Source organism: Nesterenkonia xinjiangensis (genome assembly GCF_013410745.1).
GTDB lineage: Bacteria > Actinomycetota > Actinomycetes > Actinomycetales > Micrococcaceae > Nesterenkonia > Nesterenkonia xinjiangensis.
Genome location: NZ_JACCFY010000001.1, coordinates 2,002,446 through 2,020,284 on the forward strand (window position 1 = coordinate 2,002,446; position 17,839 = coordinate 2,020,284).

Here is a 17,839-nt window from a genome sequence, read left to right on the forward strand (position 1 = left end):
ACAGACCCTGGTGCAAGAGCGGATTCCGCCCTCTCCCGCCCGGCCCTAGGTTGAGAAGTGTCGCTTCGGTCGCCGATCGACGACGACCGAAGGGAAGATGAGATGGGTGGGAATCCCCCTGATCAGGCTCGTTCCGGAGCCTTCACGCAGAGCGCACGTGTTCCGGTGCTGGATGTGAACGTCACTCCGTTGACTCGTGACCAGCTGCTGAGCAGCGTCGCCACGGCGATCGGCGGGGGCCGCCGGCTGACCATTGCAGGTCACAATCTGCATTCCGTCTACCTCACGCGAACCGACGCGCAGTTCCGCCGGTTCTACGAGGATGCCGAACTCAGGCTCATCGACGGCATGCCCCTGCTCTCCGCTCTTGACCTCACCGCCCTGTGCGGCGGGCGCCCCCGGTGGGGTTCGCGGCACCGCCTGGGATCCACCGATTGGATCCCCCAGGTGATGCACCTGCCGAGCGTCCGTCGCATCGTGCTGTTCGGCGCCTCCGAGGCCTCCAACAGACAGGCGGTGCAGACGCTCGGAGAGAGGGCCGAGCAGACCGAGCTGCTCGGCATCCCCGCCGACCCCTGGAATCCTGAGGACCTCGACGCCGTCGCGGCGCAGATCCGGGCATTCGGCCCGCAGCTGCTGCTGATCGGCATGGGCATGCCGCTGCAGGAGCGACTCGCCGCAGCACTGCGTGCCTGCACCAGCGTGGCAGTCATCGCCACAGTGGGCGGGGCGATCGACCAGCTCTCCGGCACACAGTCCCTGGCGCCCCGCTGGATCGGCAGAACCGGTCTGGAGTGGGCCTGGCGGCTGGCCTCCGACCCGCGACGATTCGCCGGTCGCTACCTGGTGGAGCCGTTCCAGCTGGCCAGGCTGATCCTGCGAGGTGCGGCATGAGCGCCCCCAGCAACGGACACCCGCACACCACACCGCAGGTCACCGCCGTGATCCCCACCGTCGGCCGTCCGAGCTTGCGTGCCGCGGTCCGCTCGGCCCTGAACCAGACGATCCCGACCGAGCCGCTGGTCGTCGTCGATGATCCGGATGCGCTCTCCGCTGTCCAGACCCGGCTCCGCGGGCTCGACTATCGACTGGTCTCCACCGCGGGACGTCAAGGAGGCGGCGCCGCCCGCAACCTCGGCGTGCAGTTCGCCGAGACCCCGTGGGTGGCGTTCCTGGATGATGATGACGACTGGGTCGCCGACAAGTCCGAACGTCAGATCGAGCACGCGCTGGGTCGCGCGCCCACGACGGCTCGCAGGTCCGAGAACGGCGCCCCGGGCACCGACTCGGTACCCGCTGACGTGGCCGTCTCCTGCCGGGCGCTCCTGGTGGGAGCCGGCACCCGGGCCGTGCCGGAGCGCCCCTATCGATCCGAGACGGACGAGCTCGGCGGTGTCGCGCCCGGAGTGGGCGCCTATGTGCTTGACCGCTCCACCGTGCGCCTGCGCCGGCACTTCCTGCAGACCTCGACCCTGCTCTGTGCGCGGGAGACCGCGCTGGACGTGCCGTGGCGCGAGGAGCTGACCCGCCACCAGGACTGGGACTGGCTGATCCGGCTCGAGAGCGCCGGAGTCCACATCGACACGGTCCCGGACATCCTGGTGCGTGTCCAGCAGGGCAGCCCGGGTTCCGTCTCGCGCAGTGCGAACTGGTTGGGGAGCCGGGACTGGCTGGAATCCCTGACTCCCGACGACGTTCCACCGGCCGCCCGCGCCGACTTCACCGCCTCCGTGGTGGCCCGCGGAGCGCTCGCCTCCGGCGACGTGAGCCGTGGTCTCGGCGAGCTCTTCAGCGGTCTGCGCGCAGGAGCCCACCCGGCAGCCTTGCTGGTGGGGCTCAGCGGACTGGCTGTCACGAGGCGAGCGCGTCATGGCTGAGCGCAGCTGGGCGAACGCCTTCCTCCGCACCGCCGGGCTGCGCGTCGCCGTGCTGCCGCTCTCGGCCGTGCTGACGCTGACCAGCGCCGGGCTCACCATGCACTTCGCCGGCGCGGCCGCCTTCGGGCTCATCACTTTGGTGGCCCAGCTGCGCATGGCGCTGCCCTTCGCGGACCTGGGGCTCGGCGCCGCCGTCTCCCGGGCAGTGGCCCAGGCCGACTCCTCGGTGGAGGCGGATCGAGCGGTGGCGGAGCTGATCCGCCGCACCAGCCGGCTGCTGGGCATCGTCGGTCTGATCGGGACCTTCGCCGCCGTCCTGGTGGGGTACGCCGGATTCTGGTCCTGGCTCTTCAGCGCCCCGGAGGCGCTGCACGGTCAGCTCGACGTCGCCATGACGATCTCGCTGGTGCTGTTCTTCCTCACCCTGCCGCTCGGACTGGCCGAACGGGTCCTCGTCGGTCAGGACCGGGCTGATCTCCTGGTCCTCCTGGGGCTCGTCCCCGGCGCGATCACCCTGGTCTATGTCTATGCCGCCGGCGTGGCGGGGGTGAGCCCCATGTGGCTGGCCCTCGGACTGCCATTGGGGATGGTCATCTTCCTGCTGCTCTGCCGCCGGGCGGCGGACTATCCCACGGCAGGCCGGACAGCCGGGGGCGGCCGCGCGACGGCGGGCCCCTCGATGACGCACATCCTGCGCGGTGGACTGCCGGTGCTGCTGGCCTCGGTGGGATTGGTCCTGCTGGAGCAGCACGGCCGCATCGTGCTGGCGGCCACCGCCACCGCCGAGCAGCTCAGCGAGTACGCGCTGGCCCTGCAGCTGTACATGCCCATCTACTCGGTGATGCACATGGCCGCCATCGTGTTCTGGCCGCGATTCTCCGTCTCGCTGGACCGGAGCCTGTGGCTGCGCGCCAATGCTGCGCTGATCGGCCTGGGGAGCGCCGCCGCCGTCGGGTATCTGTGCCTGGCCCGCCCGGTCTCTCGACTGATCAGCGGCGGAGAGCTTCAGCCCTCCTGGTCCCTGACCATCGCGATGACGGTCCTGCTGGTGGCGCAGTCCGCGCACCTGACACAGGTCAACCTGCTCACCGACCGTCCCGGATACCGCCGCCAGGCCGCGATGTCCTGCTCGGCGCTGGTGTGCGTGGTGCCGCTGACCCTCCTGGGGGTCCAGCACGGGCTCGGTGCGACGGCGCCCGCGGTGGCGATGATCGCCGTGATCGTCGTGCTGCAGGTCATCCCCGGGATGCTGGTGGCCGCTCGACGGGTCAGCCCGTCCGCACCGAGAATCTCTGACCTTCCTGCTGACCACTCGACCGTTCAAGACCTGACGAGGAGCACCCCCCGATGAGGACCACTCTGCGACGTCTCCTGGAACCCGTGCCTGATCCGCTCGTGCGGCACATGATGTATCGCCGCCGCTTCGGCCGCTGGGGAGACTTCCGTGACGCGCCCCGGTTCACCGAGCTCCTCACCCGGAGGATGCTGCAGGAACGGAGCCAGCAGATCGCCTGGACCTGTGACAAGGTCCGGATGAAGGCCCATGCCCTCCGGATCTGCCCGGACCTGCGCGTGCCCGAGACCCTCTGGCGCGGCTACGACCTCGCCGACCTCGACCTGGCCGGGCTGCCGGACCGCTGGGTGATCAAGCCGAACCATGCCAGCGGCATGGTCGCCTTCGGGGACCGGGAGACGACGCCGGCGCAGCTCCGGCGCCTCACCCGCGGGTGGCTGCGCACCTATGACCGGGCGGCACTGGGGGAGTGGGCCTATCGCTGGGCCGACCACTCCCTGCTCGTCGAGCCCGACATCAGCCAGGACCGGGGTAGGGATCTTGTGGACTACAAGTTCTACGTGTTCCACGGTGAGGTGAAGATGCTGCACCGCTCTTCGGGCCGGTTCACCGCCGGCCACCGGGAACGCTTCTACTCCCCGGACTGGCAGGTGCTGGACCTCTTCAACGGCGTCTCCCAGGAGCCGGAGTCCCCGGCACCGGCTTCTTTGGAGCGGATGGTGGAGCTCGCCGAGGCCCTGGCGCGCGGGTTCGAGTTCATGCGCGTGGACTTCTATGAGATCGACGGCGTCCCCTGGTTCGGTGAACTCACCCCCTATCCCTCGGGCGGCATGGACCCCTTCGAACCGGAGCAGTTCGACCTCGAGATGGGTCGATGGTGGACGGGTCGGCAGGAGGCGGGGATCTCATGAGCCTCGAGATGCTGCCCACCTCCGAGCTCCGCAGCCTGAGCCACCCGGGCGTCGACCTCCGCCCGCCCTCCGCCTGGCGGGTGGTCCCGCCGCTGCAGGTCCAGGGTCTGCCCGCAGGCCTCGGGACGACGACGCCAGGCGGGACGAGCGAACTCCGGCGCTGGAGACGGGGTCTGGCCCGGCGCATCGCGGTCAGCGACGGCCTGATCATCCTCCTGGTCCTGGGAGGCCTGCACCTGGCCGGAGCCCTCACCTCCACCGCGCAGGGCCTGCTGGCCTCCGGCGGTGTGCTGGCCCTGTGGATGCTCCTGCTGGCCCTCTGCCGCACCCGGAACGCCCGGATCCTCGGATCCGGGGCCCAGGAGTTCCTCGGCCTCGCGGCGGTCTCGGCCACGGTGATGTGGATGACCGCCGTGGGCAGTCTGATCCTCGATGAGGCCTCGCTGCGGGCCGGGGCGCTGCTGGCCGTCCCAGCCGGAGCCCTCCTGCTGTTCGTCGGCAGGCTCGTCTGGCGCCATCGCCTGCGCCGCCACTGGGACACCGGTGTGGGGCTGCACCGCGCACTGGTCATCGGGGAGGACGGCAAAGCCCGGCACATCGCCGACCACCTGCGCCGCCTCGGACCGGTCAGCGGCTACCAGGTGGTGGAGCTGCTCGTCCGCGAGGCCGGGCAGCCCCTCTCTTCTCCCGGCCCGTCCACCCTGGCAGGACTCACGGAGACCGAGGCCGCGGATCCTGAGCAGATCATCCGGCACGCACGGGACGCGATCACCCGCGACGCCGTCGACACCGTGATCCTCACCAGCGCCGACCAGCTCACGCCCCGCGCGCTGCGCGAACTCGGATGGGCGCTGGCCGCGCTCGACGTCGACCTCGTCGTCGCACCCTCCCTGAGCGAGATCAGCCAGGGCAGGCTGCATACGCGCAGCGTGGACGGCATGCCGCTGATGCACGTGGACTCCCCGCGGCTCAGCGGCGGCGCCGCGGCGCTGAAGAGGGCCTTCGACATCGTCTTCGCCCTGACGGCCCTGCTGGCCATCGCTCCCGTGCTGGTGGCCGCGGCAGTGGCCGTCAGGCTCGACTCGCCGGGGCCGGTGTTCTTCTCCCAGACCCGCGTGGGCCTGCGTCACTCGTCGTTCCAGATGCTGAAGTTCCGGTCGATGGTGGTCGACGCGGAGGCGCGTCGTGAGGAGCTGCTGAGCACCTCCGAGGGCAACGCGGTGATGTTCAAGATGCGTCGCGATCCTCGGGTGACCCGGGTAGGGACAGTCATCCGCAGATACAGCATCGACGAGCTGCCACAGTTCCTCAACGTGCTGCGCGGAGACATGTCCGTGGTCGGGCCGCGGCCGCCGCTGGTCAGCGAGGTCGAGGCCTATGACGAGAACTCCCAACGGCGCCTGCTGGTCAAACCCGGGATCACCGGGCTCTGGCAGGTCGGCGGCCGCTCGGACCTCAGCTGGGAGGATTCGGTCCGCCTGGACCTCTACTACGTGGAGAACTGGTCGCTGGCCGGGGACGTCGGCATCGTGCTGCGGACCCTCCGTGCGGTCCTGCGGGGGGCGGGTGCCTACTGAGCCTCGGCAGGGACCACAGGACCCGCGCCGGTGAACCGACGCTCAGAGTCGCCGACCGACAGGCCGGCCACCCACGTGACGACGATCAGGGGAACCCCATGACACCACACTCATCCCGCGAGGCCGCCGGCTGCTGGTGGCCCGCAGGAGCACCAGGGTCGGCGTTGTCCGGCACGGTCACCGGTGCGCTGCTCGGTGAGGAAGCGCCCCCCGCGGCCCTTCGACTGACCCTGGAGGCGTCCGCACCGGAGAACGCGCAGGCGATGATCGCCGCCCTGCGCCGCCCGCCGGCGGTGCTCCACGGCCTCCTCGACGGCCGCGCCGCCACGGCCTGGACGCGTGAGGTCATGGCGGAGACCGGCACCCTGTACGTCGAGCTCGAGGTGCTCCTGATCGGGGCGCATCTCATGGGTTCCGAGGATCGCCGTCTGCAGGAGGCCGAGATGCGTCTCGACAGCCTCCAGGTGGGGCAGATCCTGGTGGGTGCCGGGCCCTGGACCGGCTCGCTCCCGCTGGGCGGGGACGCATCCGACTCCGCACCCCCGGCGGGCACCGGTCAAGCCTCGGACGCAGGACGCTCGCGGATCCTCGTGGAGCGAGTGGAGGAGTCCGAGACGGTGATGCGAGTGCATATCCTGCCGAGCCGAGCGGCCTCGGTGCCGGAGATCCTCGAGCAGCTGAGAACCGTCACTGATCTGCTGGCCTTCGCCTGGCTCGAGACGTCCCCCGCGCTCACCTTCGAGGCAAGGGTCCACGGCGACGACAGTCGCCTCCTCGACGACTACCGGGTGACCTGCTCCGCACCGGGGACGCATCTCGGTGCGGGAGAGCGGGCACGCCCGCGCGTCGGGGGACCGCTGTTCACCGGCGAGCAGCGGCCCTTCGCGAAGCTGCTGGAGGCCTGGCGCGTCCTGCGCACCCGACACCGCACCTCGTTGACGATGCTGGTGGCCGCCAGGGCGCTCCCCGAGGAGTTCCAGGAGGCTGCGCTGCTGGTCCTGCTCGGCTCTGCGGAGGCGCTCTACGCCACCTCCTCCGGCCTGCGGCGCCGGGAGATCAAGGACTCGACCCTGCGGCGGAAGCTGGAGCACCTTGCCGACCGTGTCAGCTTCCACGAGGTCATGCCGCACCAGGTGACCGCCGCCGCATGGGCGGAGCAGGCGGCCAGGCTGCGGAGCACCTTCACGCACAGCGGGCGGGTGGACTCCGGGTCCCAGGCCGAGCTGCGTCATATGGCGAAGCTGACCGCCGGCGTCGTGGTCCTGGCGCTGCTGCGCGAGCTGGGCATCCCTGCAGCGGAGGGCCGGCAGCGACTGCCCGGCCACCTGGCGCTGCGTGACGACATGCCTACACCTCGTGGCACGCCTGAGCGACGCCGGGGCGACCCCGCTCAGGGACCGCCACCAGCACGCGGGGGGAAGACCCCGACCCCTCGTGACGTCGGAACCCGGCCCCAGAGGCCAGCGAGGAGATCATCATGAGCATCGCGAGCACATCCCCGGCATATGCGGATCCGCACCATGGCTCCAGAGACGAGATCTTCGCACTCGGCGGCCGTCATGCCCCTGGGACCGGCGAATCCCCAGACCCGACGATCCGGCACGCCCGGCAGGAGGAATCGCAGATGACGGTGTGGGACATGCTGCGCGTGGTGCGCCGATACTGGAGATCCGCCTGCGCGCTCTTCATCCTGGGGCTGCTGGTCGGCGTCACGTTCTTCGTCCTGGCACCGCGTGAGTACACCTCCACGGCCCGGATCTACGTGACCACCGCCACCGGAGACGACCTCTCACAGCTGCAGCTGGGACGCTCGGTCTCCGAGCAGATCGTGGCCAGCTACGCGGATCTGGTGGGCACCGCCGTCGTCCTGGAGCCGGTCATGCAGCAGGTGGGAGCCGAGGAGCCCCTGGCTGACTTCGCGGACTCCGTCGACGCCTCCGTGGTCGAGGGGACCACTCTGTTGGAGGTCTCGGTGCGGGCCTCCACACCGGAGGTCTCGGCCGCGCGGACCGAGGCCCTGACGGACAGCCTCGTGGAGTTCATCGGCGATCTCGAGGAGATGCAGGGTGCACCCCAGGACCTGATCTCGGTCAGCATCATGCAGCCGGCCGTGATCCCGGAGGTCCCCACCTCACCGCAACCGCTGATGGTGTTCGGGGGAGCGCTGGGAGGCGGGGCCGCGTTGGGGCTCGGTGTCGCCGCCCTGCGGGAGAGTCTCAATCGACGAGTGCGGGACCGCCACGACGTGCAGGTCGCCTCGTCGCTTCCGGTGCTCGAGATGGACCTGGGGGCCGACGACGGCGACACCTTGACGCCCGCCGTCAGGCGGATCCTCGCCCCGATGCAGGCGCTGCGTGCCCGGTCCGGAGGCAGAGGCGCCGACGGGCCCGCGCCGGTGACGTTGGTGGCCTCGGTGGATCCGGAGGTGCTCTCGGCCGAGGTGGCGGAGCGGCTGGCTCGCTCGGCGGCCGAAGACGGCTTCCGCGTCCTGCTGATCGAGGCCTCCGGGGGCAACGCCTGGGCAGGGTCCGGCTTCTCGCGGGCCGCTGAGGTCGCGGTGAACGGCCGGGCGCCGATGTCGCAGGGACGGCGGCGGAACGCCGCAGCCGGGATCGACGTGATGAGCCTGGACCATCCGATCGGGACGCTGGAGGACGACCTCCTGCACACCCGGGAGACGCTGGACCGCGCCCGCGCCGCCTGCGACCTGGTGATCCTGAGTGCGGCACCGGTGACCGCCGACGCCCGAGGGCTCGGGCTGGCCGGCGACGCCGACGCCACCTGGCTCGTGGTCCGCGCCGGGCACACACTGATGGACGACCTGTCCGGCGCCCTGGACCTGCTCGAGGGGCTGACCCGCTCCCTCGCCGGGACCATCGTGGTGGGATCCCGTCCGCCGTCCAGCCGGGCCGCGAGGCGGCTCGGCCGGAGGGCCCGGTCGCGCCGGCGGCGCACATGACGATCCGGCGGGAGGGTGCCCTGCCGGCGGGTTTGCAGCGGTCCCTGCACTGGGGGCTGATCCTCTGCGCGGCCGTCAGCGTCCTCTTCGTGGGGGAGTTCTCCCCGCTTCCGATGACGATGCTCCTGGACCTGTGGATCATCGTCTTCATCGTCGCCGTGGTCCGGCGCGGCCGTCTCGCCACGCTGCTGCCGCTCAGCATCCTGGCGATCTACACGTACACACGGATCATGGGGGTCTGGGCCACCGGCGCCGCCTGGGAGGACTTCTTCCAGGCCTACCGCTGGCTGCTGTATCTGGTGGCCCTGGCCGTCGCGGTCGGGCAGAGGTGGACACGTCCCGGCGGACTGACGACGCTGACCTGGTGGCTCATCTCCCTGGCGACGGCGAAGGCGGCCGTGACGTGGGTGATGTACGGCTCGGGCGAGCGTCCCGGCCTCTTCCTGGAGAACAACTTCGAGCTGGCCCTCTTCAGCGGGCTGACCGCCGTCGTCCACCGCGGATCACCCCGCTCGCGCCTGTGGCTGCTCCTGCTGCTGGGGGCGCTCACGGTGCTCTCCGGATCGCGCAGTGGGGCGGTGGCCTACGTGCTGTGCGTGCTGTACGCGATGCTGAGCACCGAGACCAGGGACGTCTTCCTGCGCCTGGCGTCCGTGGCCGTGCCTGCGGTGGTCGCGGTGATCCCGCTGGTGATCTTCCAGGAGCGCGCCGACGAGTCCGAGGTGATCGACAGAGTCCGGTTCCTCGACTTCTTCCTCCGGGAGACGCAGCACTGGGGGCCGCTGAACTGGCTGGTGGGGACGCCTCCGCTCACTCCGCTCAACCCGGCGACCTGTGAGGAGCTGGCGTACTACGACGTGCTGTTCTCGGCCCAGGGGGACGGCACGTGCTACTCCGTGATCCTGCATGCCTTCGTCCTGCGGCTGATGTTCGACGCAGGGATCCTCGGAGCCGTCCTGGTCCTGGTCCTGCCCTGGATCTTCCTGCGCCGCGCCGGCGTCTCAGCCCTGCTCACGCTCACCCTGATGGCGATCGCCCTCACCAACAGCCTCTCGGTCAGCGGCTTCAACAATCCCTACGTCGCGCTGCCGTTCCTCCTGGCGATCCTCACGGCGACGAGACCCGCAGACACGACGACGGCGGGGACCCGTTCCCGGCTCCCGGGCGCGCGGATCCGCGTCTCCGGTGCTGAGGCGGGCCCCCGCCGTCGGCTGTTCTGAGCGTGTGGCGTCTCGGTGCTCAGCCGTCCAACTGCTGACGCTTGGCGCTGATCACTCCGGTGTCGAAGCCGCCCAGGTGCAGGTTGCCGTGGAAGCGGCCATGCTCGATCTTGATGCACCGGTCCTGCACGGCGTTGATCCCCAGGTCCGTGGCGCGCTGCATGGCCTCCGCGGAGTGGATGCCCAGCTGCACCCACAGCGTCTGGGCGCCCACGGCGGCGGCCTCCTCGGCCAGGGTGGGCAGGTCCGCCGGCTTGCGGAAGGCTACCACGATGTCCGGAGCCTCCGGCAGATCCTGCAGCGAGGCGTAGCCGGGCTCACCCAGCACCTCGGTGATCCGGGGGTTCACGTAGTACAGCTGGTAGGACGAGTCCGAGGTCAGGTAGGTGGCCACGAAGTAGCTGGCCCGGGCGGGCTTGTCGCTCATGCCCACGATCGCCACGGACTTCGCAGCGCGCAGCAGCTGCAGGCGCCGTGCCGCGCCCGGCTCCTCCCACAGCCCGTGCGGGTGCTCCTCACCGGCGGTGGTCGCCGTGTTCGTGCGTGTCTCAGGGGTGGTGGTCATCAGGCCTCGCCTCCGTCGTGTGCCGCACCGCCGGCACCGGCTCCCGCGCTGACGGGGGCCGGGGTCTCCTGCTCGGTGTCCTGCTGGGCGGCCAGGGCACGGTCCAGCGCCTGGTCCAGATCCCAGATGATGTCCTCCACGTCCTCCAGGCCCACCGAGATCCGGATCAGGTCCTGCGGGATCCCGGCGGCGGTCAGCTGAGCCTCGGTGAGCTGCTGGTGCGTGGTGGAGGCCGGGTGCAGCACCAACGTGCGGGCGTCACCCACATTGGCCAGGTGGCTGGCCAGCTGCAGCTCCTCGATGAACCGGGCGCCGGCCTCGCGGCCGCCCTTCACCCCGAAGCTGAACACCGAGGCGGTGCCCAGCGGCAGCAGGTCCTTGGCCCGCTCGTGGTGCGGGTGGGACACCAGCCCGGAGTAGTTGACGTACTCCACGCGCTCATCGGCCTCGAGCCACTCGGCGACCTTCTGCGCGTTGGCGGTGTGCTCCTCCATGCGCTGCGGAAGGGTCTCCACACCCTGGATCAGCTGGAACGCCGCCTGCGGGGTCAGGGAGGGCCCGAAGTCCCGCAGCTGCTCGGCGCGGAGCTTGGTGAGGAAGCCGTACTCGGCGAAGTTTCCCCACCAGGACAGCCCGCCGTAGGACTCCACGGGCTCGGTCATCTGCGGGAACTTCCCGTTGTTCCAGGGGAAGGTGCCCGACTCCACGACGACCCCGCCCAGGGTGGTGCCGTGTCCGCCGAGGAACTTCGTCACCGAGTGCGTGACGATGTCCGCACCGTGCTCGATCGGGCGCAGCAGGTAGGGGGTGGTCAGCGTGGAGTCCACCACCAGCGGGACCCCGTGCTCGTGAGCCACCCCGGCCAGGCCGGGCAGGTCGACGACGTCGCTGCTGGGGTTGGCCACGACCTCGGTGAAGATCAGCTTGGTGTTGTCCTGCAGAGCGGCCTTGAAGTCCTCCGCCTCGTCCGAGTCCACGAAGGTCGTCTCGATGCCGAAGCGGCGCAGCGAGACGTCCAGCTGGGTGACCGTGCCGCCGTAGAGCTTCGAGGAGGCCACGATGTGGTCGCCCTGGCCGCACAGCGCCGCGAAGACCAGAAACTCCGCACTCATCCCCGAGGCGGTCGCCACCGCCCCGATGCCGCCCTCCAAGGAGGCCAGGCGCTCCTCCAGGGCGGCCACCGTGGGGTTGCCGATGCGGGAGTAGATGTTGCCGAACTTCTGCAGCGCGAAGAGGTTGGCTGCGTCGTCGGTGTCCTTGAAGACGAAGGAGGTGGACTGGTGGATCGGCACCGCCCGGCTGCCGTAGACGGCATCCGGCACGGCCCCGGCATGCAGGGCCCGGGTGCGGAACCCGAACTGTCGATCGCTCATGGAAGCTCCTGGGTCGAGGGGTGGGTTGATGGATGGTTCAGGGGAGCCGCGGTCTCGCGGTCCCGGCAGATCTGCGCGATCTGCGGCACACAGTGTTCGTTCTGCAGGCTGGTGGTGTCGCCGAGGGCATCGCCCTCATGCAGCTGGGTCAGCAGCCGGCGCATGATCTTCCCGGAGCGGGTCTTCGGCACCTCCGGCACCGGGATCACCGCGCGCGGTTTCGCCACAGGGCCGATCACCTCTCCCACGTGGGAGCGCAGCGCGGTCAGGAGCGCGCGTTCAGCCGCAGCGTCCACCACGCCGTCCTCCCCGGTGAGCCGCGCACGGGCGGGGCCGGTGAGCACCGTGAACGCGACGGCGGCGTGCCCGGTGGTCGCGTCGGGCACGGGGCACACTCCCGCCTCCACCACCTCCGGGTGGGCCACCAGGGCGGACTCGATCTCGATGGTGGAGAGCCGGTGTCCGGAGATGTTGATGACGTCATCGATGCGGCCCAGGATCCAGATGTCGCCGTCGGCGTCACGCTTGGCGCCGTCGCCGGCGAGGAACCAGCCTCGAGCGGCGTGCTTCTCCCAGTAGGAGGTGTAGTACCGCTCCGGATCGCCCCATACGGTGCGTGCCATGGAAGGGCCCGTGCTGGTCAGCACGATCTCACCCTGGACGTCCTGCGCGACGGGACGGCCCCCGGAGTCGACGACTTCCACCGACACTCCCGGCATCGCCCGGGTCGCGCAGCCCGGTTTGAGCCCGCTGTCCTCCGGGCGGGGGCTGAGCACCGTGGAGCCGGACTCCGACTGCCACCAGGTGTCCACCATGGGGACGGCCGGGGCGCCGTCGTCGTCGAGGGTGTCGCGGCCGAGCTGGGTGCGCAGCCAGGTCCAGGCCTCCGGATTCACGGCCTCGCCCACGGTGCCCAGCAGGCGCAGCGAGGAGAGGTCGTACTCCTCCGGCACGCCCTCGGGGAACCAGCCCATCAGGGAGCGCACCAGGGTGGGCGCGGTGTAGTAGGTGGTGACCCGGTGACGCTGGATGATCTCGAAGTGCCGGCCCGGATGCGGGGTGTTCGGAGTGCCCTCGAAGATCACCTGGGTGGCGCCGGCGGCCAGCGGCCCATAGATCTCATAGGTGTGCGCGGTGACCCAGGCCAGGTCGGCGGTGCACCAGTGGACGTCCTGCGCCCGGCGGGCCGGATCAGGGTGGGCGAAGAGCCGCAGGTAAGTGAACAGCGCCCCGGTGAGGTACCCGCCGGTGGTGTGCACCAGGCCCTTGGGCTTCCCCGTGGTGCCGGAGGTGTACATGATGAACAGGTCCTGCTCGGCCTCGAAGAACTCGGGGGTGTGCGCGGTGGAGGCCGTCTCGACGACCTCGTGCCACCACACGTCCCGGCCGATCCCGTCACCGGCGAGGTCCTCGTCCGTCCAGGTGATCTCCGAGCCGGTGCGGCGGATCACCAGCACATGGGCGAGGCTGCCGCCCTCTGCCGCAGACAGTCCGGACACGGCCGCATCGGCCTGCTGCTTCACCGGAACGGCCTTCCCCCGGCGGAACTGGCCATCGGTGGTGACCAGCAGCTTGGCCCCGGTGTCCTCCACCCGGAAGCGCAGCGCCTCGGCGGAGAACCCGCCGAAGACCAGTGAGTGGACGGCCCCGATGCGGGCACAGGCCAGGGTGATGACCACGGTCTCCACCAGCACCGGAAGGTAGATCACCACTCGGTCCCCGCGGCCTACCCCGAGGGTGGTCAGCGCGTTCGCCGCCTGGTTCACTTTCTGCTGGAGCTGGGCGTAGGTGACGTCTTCCCGGTCCCCCGGCTCGCCCTCGAAATGGAGGGCGACGACATCTCCGCGCTTGGCGTCGACGTGTCGGTCCACACAGTTCACGGCGGCGTTGAGCGTGCCGCCGTCGAACCAGCGGATGTCCGGGCCGCGGCGGGTGACCGGGTCCGGATCCGTCCAGGAATGCGTGGTGTGCCAGGGAGTCTCCCAGTCCAGCAGGGAGGCGGCCCGGGACCAGAAGCTCAGCCGTTCGGCCTCTGTGGCGGGGTCGGTCCAGCTGTGCACATCCGCACCGATGGGCCCGGTGGCCAGCGGCCCCTCCTGCATCGAGTGGTCGATTCGACGGGATTTCGGGCCATCCGTGGGGGCAGAATCCCGTCGAATCGACCGATCGATGTGCGAGGTCGGTGTCACGCCCATGTCTTCAGCGCCTTCCTCTCCACCACGCCCAGCAGGGCGTCGGTGAGCTTGCCCAGCACCGCCAGGAGGATGATCGCCAGCAGGAGCCGGTCCGTGCGTCCGTTGTTCTGCGAATCGGTCAGCAGGAAGCCCAGCCCCATGGAGGAGGCGATGAGCTCGGCGGCCACCAGGAACAGCCAGGCCTGCGCCAGCGCGAGGCGGAGCCCGGAGAACACGCTGGGCACCACCGCAGGCAGCTGGACGGTGACTAGCAGCCGCAGCCCGTGGTAGCCGAACGCGCGGCCGGCTTCCACCAGGTGCGGGTCCACATGGCGCAGCGCGGAATGCACGGCGGTGAAGACCGGGAAGAAGGCGCCGATCGCGATCAGCGTGACCTTCGAGTCCTCGTAGATGCCCATCCACAGGATCAGCAGCGGCACCCACGCCAGCGAGGGCACGGCGCGGAACGCCCCGATGGTGGGGTGCAGCAGGGTGTCGGCGACCTTGGAGAGCCCCAGCACCGAGCCGAGCGCCAGGCCCAGGCCGGCGCCGATGCCGAAGCCGATCAGCACACGCTGCACGGAGATCGCGATGTGCTGGTAGAGCTCGCCGCGCTCGAAGAGCTCCGCCCCGGCGCTGAGCACCGTCTGCGGGGCCGGCAGCTGCACGGCGGAGAACACCCCGGCCGCGGCGACGCCGTACCAGAGACCCAGCAGAGCGATCGGCACCAGCGCGCCCAGCAGGAACCGGCCGCCCGGGATCCGGCGCACGCGAGCCGGGACCCCGGCACGGGGGCTCACCGGGCCGGTGACCGGACGGGGCGCCGAGGAGCCGCGCTCACCGACGACCTGGGCCGGCGCCTCCTCCTGGAAACGGCCCGCCTCGGTCCGAGTCCGGGCATCATCGGGCAGGGTCTGGCTCATCACTCATCATCCTCGATGATGGTCGCCTCGCCTTCGGCGCCCTCTGCCTCGGTGGCGTCACGATTCTCTGCGAACTCCGGGTGGAACAGGGTCTCCAGCGCCTCGTCGATGCTCTCCTGGGTGGAGACGTCCCCGGTGTCCAGGAAGATGGGGCCGACCTCTTCCAGCACGTCGTGCTGGGCCTGGCCGGGGACGGGGTCGACGTCGAAGCTGGAGCGCTCCTGGATGACCGTCTCGGCCACCTCCTGATCGATGTTGCCGTACTCGGCGAGGATCTCCGCGGTCTCCTCGGGGTTCTCCAGCGCCCACTGCCGAGCCTGCTCGTAGACATCCACGACGGTCTGGGCGACCTCAGGGTGATCCTCGATGAAGGGCTCGGTGGCGTTGATGACGCTGTAGGTGTTGAAGTCCACGTTCCGGTAGAAGAGCTCCTCGCCGTCGGCCTCTGCGCCGGCCATGATCGGGTCCAGACCGGCCCAGGCGTCGACGTCCCCGTTGCCCAGGGCGGACCGTCCGTCGGCGTGCTGGAGGTTCTGGACGTCGACGTCGCTGATCTCCAGGCCGGCCTCCTTCAGGGACTGGACGAGGAAGAAGTAGGGGTCGGTGCCCAGCGTCGCGGCCACGGAGGCGCCGTCCAGATCCTCGACCGAGGAGATCCCGGAGTCCGGCGAGGTGACCAGCGCGGCCCACTCGGGCTGGTTCTCGACGAGGATCGTGTGGATCTCGGTGCCGTTGGCCCGGGCCAGCAGCGCCGCAGAGCCGGCGGTGGATCCGATGTCGATGGCCTGGGCGCGCAGCTTCTCGTTGGCGTCGTTGGAGCCGTGGGACTGGATCCACTCGACCTCGGTGCCGGCATCGGCCAGCTCTTCCTCGAGCCAGCCGTGCTCCATCATCACCAGGCTGAGCGGGTTGTAGGTGGCGAAGTCGATGCTGAGGGTCGCCAGTTCGCCGTCAGCGGCGTCGCCGGAGCCCTCGCCCTCCACGCAGCCGGCCGCCATCAGGGTGACGGCGAGGCCGGCGACCGCAGCGCGGGAGGTGCGGCCGATGGTGGCGCGGGCAGGGCTGGGGGAGGTGCTGGTCAGACTGGGCATGTGATGAAGCGGCCTTTCGTGCGGTGTCGGGTGCCGCTCCGTCCGCATCCCGGCTGGCAGACCCGGCAGGGTCCACCCGGCTGGGGCCGGACTGGTGCGGCCGAGCGTGGGTCATCTCCGGAGGCTCCCGGAGCTCGGGGCAGAGGTCAGTGGGCGTGGGCGTCGACGCCGAGGCCGGTGAGCAGCTCGCCGCGCAGGGCGGCCAGCTCGGCGGAGGCGCGATCTCGCGGGCGGCTGCCCGGAACGGTGAGCAGCCGCGAGACGGTGGCCCCCTCGCGGGCGGCGTCGGAGGGGTCCGGGCCCAGCAGCAGGATGCGGTCGGCGAGCTGCAGAGCCTCGTCGACGTCGTGGGTCACCAGCAGCACCGTGGTGCCGGTCTGGGCGTGGACGTCGAGCAGCAGGTCCTGCATCTTCAGGCGCGTCAGCGCGTCCAGGGCGCCGAAGGGCTCGTCCAGCAGCAGCACTCCGGGGCGGCGGGCCAGCGCCCGGGCCAACGAGGCGCGCTGGGCCATCCCTCCGGAGATCTCCCGGGGGCGCAGCTGGGCACGGTCGGCCAGGCCGACGAGCTCGAGCAGCTCGTCCACCCGGGCCCGGCCCTCCGCCTTGGACACCGTGCGGGGCAGACCCAGTGAGACGTTGCGATGCACCGAGCGCCACGGCAGCAGGCGCGGCTCCTGGAAGCCGACGGCGGTCCGCTCGTCATAGGTGTGCACCCCGGCGCCGTCGATGACGACCTCGCCGGAGAAGCCGGCGTCGAGACCGCCCACGGCGCGCAGCAGGGTGGACTTCCCGCAGCCGGAGGCGCCCAGGATGGCGACCACCTCACCGGGGGAGATGTGCAGGTCGACGTCGCGCAGCACGGTGCGGCCGTCGAAGCTGCGTCCCACTCCACGCAGCTGCACGTCCAGCGAGTGGGTGGGCGCGGCGGCGGGGCGGTCCAGCACGGCGGTGCCGCCGGAGTGTGCCGAGGTGTGCAGGTCAGACTCGCGTGCTGCGAGTGTGGGTGCAGAGGAACCCATAGGAATATCTCTCCCATCGATCCTGGCGGTAGCACCTTTTCTGATGCGCCGGGCACAAACGGCCGATCGGCACATCCGAAGGTTGCTGCGGCGTCGTCGAGCCAGATCTCTCAGCCGCTCGGGATGGTGGCAGTTTCAACCCTACGCACAACCGCGCCGCCTGGGCAACGGCGATGTCACAGTATGAGACATCACTGAGACGTCGCCGGAGGAGGGGAGCCGCAGAGGCGCGGCCCGCGGTTCAGGCGTCGGCGTCGAGCGGACCGAGGGCCTTGAACTCGCTCTGATGGAACACCAGTGCCTGCGACTGGTCCTCTACGGCGAGGTCCAGCAGCTCGAGCACGATGATGTCGTGATCACCCGCGCGGACCTGATCGTGGATGCGGGTGGTGAAGGTGACCGGGGCGCCGTCGAGGGTGACCGCACCGCCCTCGCCGGTGGTCACGCGGAGGCCGGCGAAGCGGTTCTCCCGGTCCTTGGAGGCGATCTTCCGACACAGGGCGGACTGCCCGTGGCCGACGAGGGAGATCCCCAGCTCGGCGCCGGCACCGGCCAGCTTCGGCCAGGTGGTCGAGCTGTGCTGCACCGCCACGGTCACCAGCGGCGGCTCCAAGGACACCCCGACGGTGAACGTGGAGGCGACGAGGCCCTCAGGGCGTCCGTCCACCTCGGCGGCCACCACGACCACCCCCTGGGGGAAATGGCCGAAGGCCTCACGAAGCTCCAGCGGATCGATGCCGACCAGGCTGGTGGGCACGCGGCGGGCTACGGCGTCGGCGGTGGTGTGGTGCACGGCGGCCTCCACGGGGATCGGGCGGCTCTCGTCGGTGGCCAGTGCTGTGCTCATGGCTGATCA

15 protein-coding genes and 1 riboswitch are annotated in these 17,839 nt (G+C 70.6%); of the genes, 8 read left to right on the forward strand and 7 right to left on the reverse strand.

Features of this window, described 5'->3' with window-relative positions; all coding sequences use genetic code 11:
• Positions 1-174: 174 nt before the first annotated feature.
• The 8 genes from HNR09_RS09135 (at position 175) to HNR09_RS09170 (ending at position 9,838) form a co-directional block, all read left to right on the forward strand.
• A complete protein-coding gene (locus tag HNR09_RS09135) occupies positions 175-894 on the forward strand; it encodes a WecB/TagA/CpsF family glycosyltransferase (protein ID WP_179541746.1) in 720 nt (239 codons plus the stop codon).
• The gene (locus tag HNR09_RS09140) at positions 891-1,877 is read left to right on the forward strand and encodes a glycosyltransferase family 2 protein (protein WP_179541747.1); all 987 of its coding nucleotides are present in this window, start codon (positions 891-893) and stop codon (positions 1,875-1,877) included. The genes HNR09_RS09135 and HNR09_RS09140 overlap by 4 nt, the downstream gene beginning before the upstream one ends.
• Entirely contained in the window at positions 1,870-3,228 is a 1,359-nt protein-coding gene (locus tag HNR09_RS09145) for a lipopolysaccharide biosynthesis protein (RefSeq protein WP_179541748.1), read from the forward strand. The genes HNR09_RS09140 and HNR09_RS09145 overlap by 8 nt, the downstream gene beginning before the upstream one ends.
• Positions 3,225-4,082 carry an ATP-grasp fold amidoligase family protein gene (locus HNR09_RS09150; RefSeq protein WP_179541749.1) on the forward strand — a complete coding sequence of 286 codons (858 nt, stop codon included), beginning with the start codon at positions 3,225-3,227 and terminating at the stop codon, positions 4,080-4,082. The genes HNR09_RS09145 and HNR09_RS09150 overlap by 4 nt, the downstream gene beginning before the upstream one ends.
• Entirely contained in the window at positions 4,079-5,659 is a 1,581-nt protein-coding gene (locus HNR09_RS09155) for a sugar transferase (RefSeq protein ID WP_179541750.1), read from the forward strand. The genes HNR09_RS09150 and HNR09_RS09155 overlap by 4 nt, the downstream gene beginning before the upstream one ends.
• A gap of 98 nt (positions 5,660-5,757) precedes the next feature.
• Positions 5,758-7,140 carry a HEPN domain-containing protein gene (locus tag HNR09_RS09160; RefSeq protein ID WP_179541751.1) on the forward strand — a complete coding sequence of 461 codons (1,383 nt, stop codon included), beginning with the start codon at positions 5,758-5,760 and terminating at the stop codon, positions 7,138-7,140.
• Entirely contained in the window at positions 7,137-8,618 is a 1,482-nt protein-coding gene (locus HNR09_RS09165) for a Wzz/FepE/Etk N-terminal domain-containing protein (RefSeq protein ID WP_179541752.1), read from the forward strand. The genes HNR09_RS09160 and HNR09_RS09165 overlap by 4 nt, the downstream gene beginning before the upstream one ends.
• Positions 8,615-9,838 carry a hypothetical protein gene (locus tag HNR09_RS09170; protein WP_179541753.1) on the forward strand — a complete coding sequence of 408 codons (1,224 nt, stop codon included), beginning with the start codon at positions 8,615-8,617 and terminating at the stop codon, positions 9,836-9,838. The genes HNR09_RS09165 and HNR09_RS09170 overlap by 4 nt, the downstream gene beginning before the upstream one ends.
• A 19-nt stretch (positions 9,839-9,857) precedes the next feature.
• Here HNR09_RS09170 and HNR09_RS09175 read toward each other — a convergent pair whose 3' ends face one another.
• From HNR09_RS09175 to HNR09_RS09205, 7 genes are all read right to left on the reverse strand, one after another.
• The gene (locus tag HNR09_RS09175; protein ID WP_179541754.1) at positions 9,858-10,403 is read right to left on the reverse strand and encodes a CoA-binding protein; all 546 of its coding nucleotides are present in this window, start codon (positions 10,401-10,403) and stop codon (positions 9,858-9,860) included.
• Complete coding sequence (locus HNR09_RS09180) at positions 10,403-11,776, reverse strand: O-acetylhomoserine aminocarboxypropyltransferase/cysteine synthase family protein (protein ID WP_179541755.1); 1,374 nt, start codon at positions 11,774-11,776, stop codon at positions 10,403-10,405. The genes HNR09_RS09175 and HNR09_RS09180 overlap by 1 nt, the downstream gene beginning before the upstream one ends.
• Positions 11,773-13,878 carry an acetate--CoA ligase gene (gene acs, locus HNR09_RS09185; protein ID WP_246348773.1) on the reverse strand — a complete coding sequence of 702 codons (2,106 nt, stop codon included), beginning with the start codon at positions 13,876-13,878 and terminating at the stop codon, positions 11,773-11,775. Before acs ends, HNR09_RS09180 begins: the two co-directional genes overlap by 4 nt.
• Before the next feature lie 83 nt (positions 13,879-13,961).
• Positions 13,962-14,873 carry an ABC transporter permease gene (locus HNR09_RS09190; RefSeq protein ID WP_179541757.1) on the reverse strand — a complete coding sequence of 304 codons (912 nt, stop codon included), beginning with the start codon at positions 14,871-14,873 and terminating at the stop codon, positions 13,962-13,964.
• Entirely contained in the window at positions 14,873-15,964 is a 1,092-nt protein-coding gene (locus tag HNR09_RS09195) for an aliphatic sulfonate ABC transporter substrate-binding protein (protein WP_179541758.1), read from the reverse strand. Before HNR09_RS09195 ends, HNR09_RS09190 begins: the two co-directional genes overlap by 1 nt.
• 146 nt (positions 15,965-16,110) lie before the next feature.
• Positions 16,111-16,983 carry an ABC transporter ATP-binding protein gene (locus HNR09_RS09200; RefSeq protein WP_179541759.1) on the reverse strand — a complete coding sequence of 291 codons (873 nt, stop codon included), beginning with the start codon at positions 16,981-16,983 and terminating at the stop codon, positions 16,111-16,113.
• Between the two features lie 10 nt (positions 16,984-16,993).
• Positions 16,994-17,113: riboswitch (SAM riboswitch) on the reverse strand.
• Positions 17,114-17,224: 111 nt separating this feature from the next.
• Entirely contained in the window at positions 17,225-17,830 is a 606-nt protein-coding gene (locus tag HNR09_RS09205; RefSeq protein WP_179541760.1) for a flavin reductase family protein, read from the reverse strand.
• Positions 17,831-17,839: the final 9 nt, after the last annotated feature.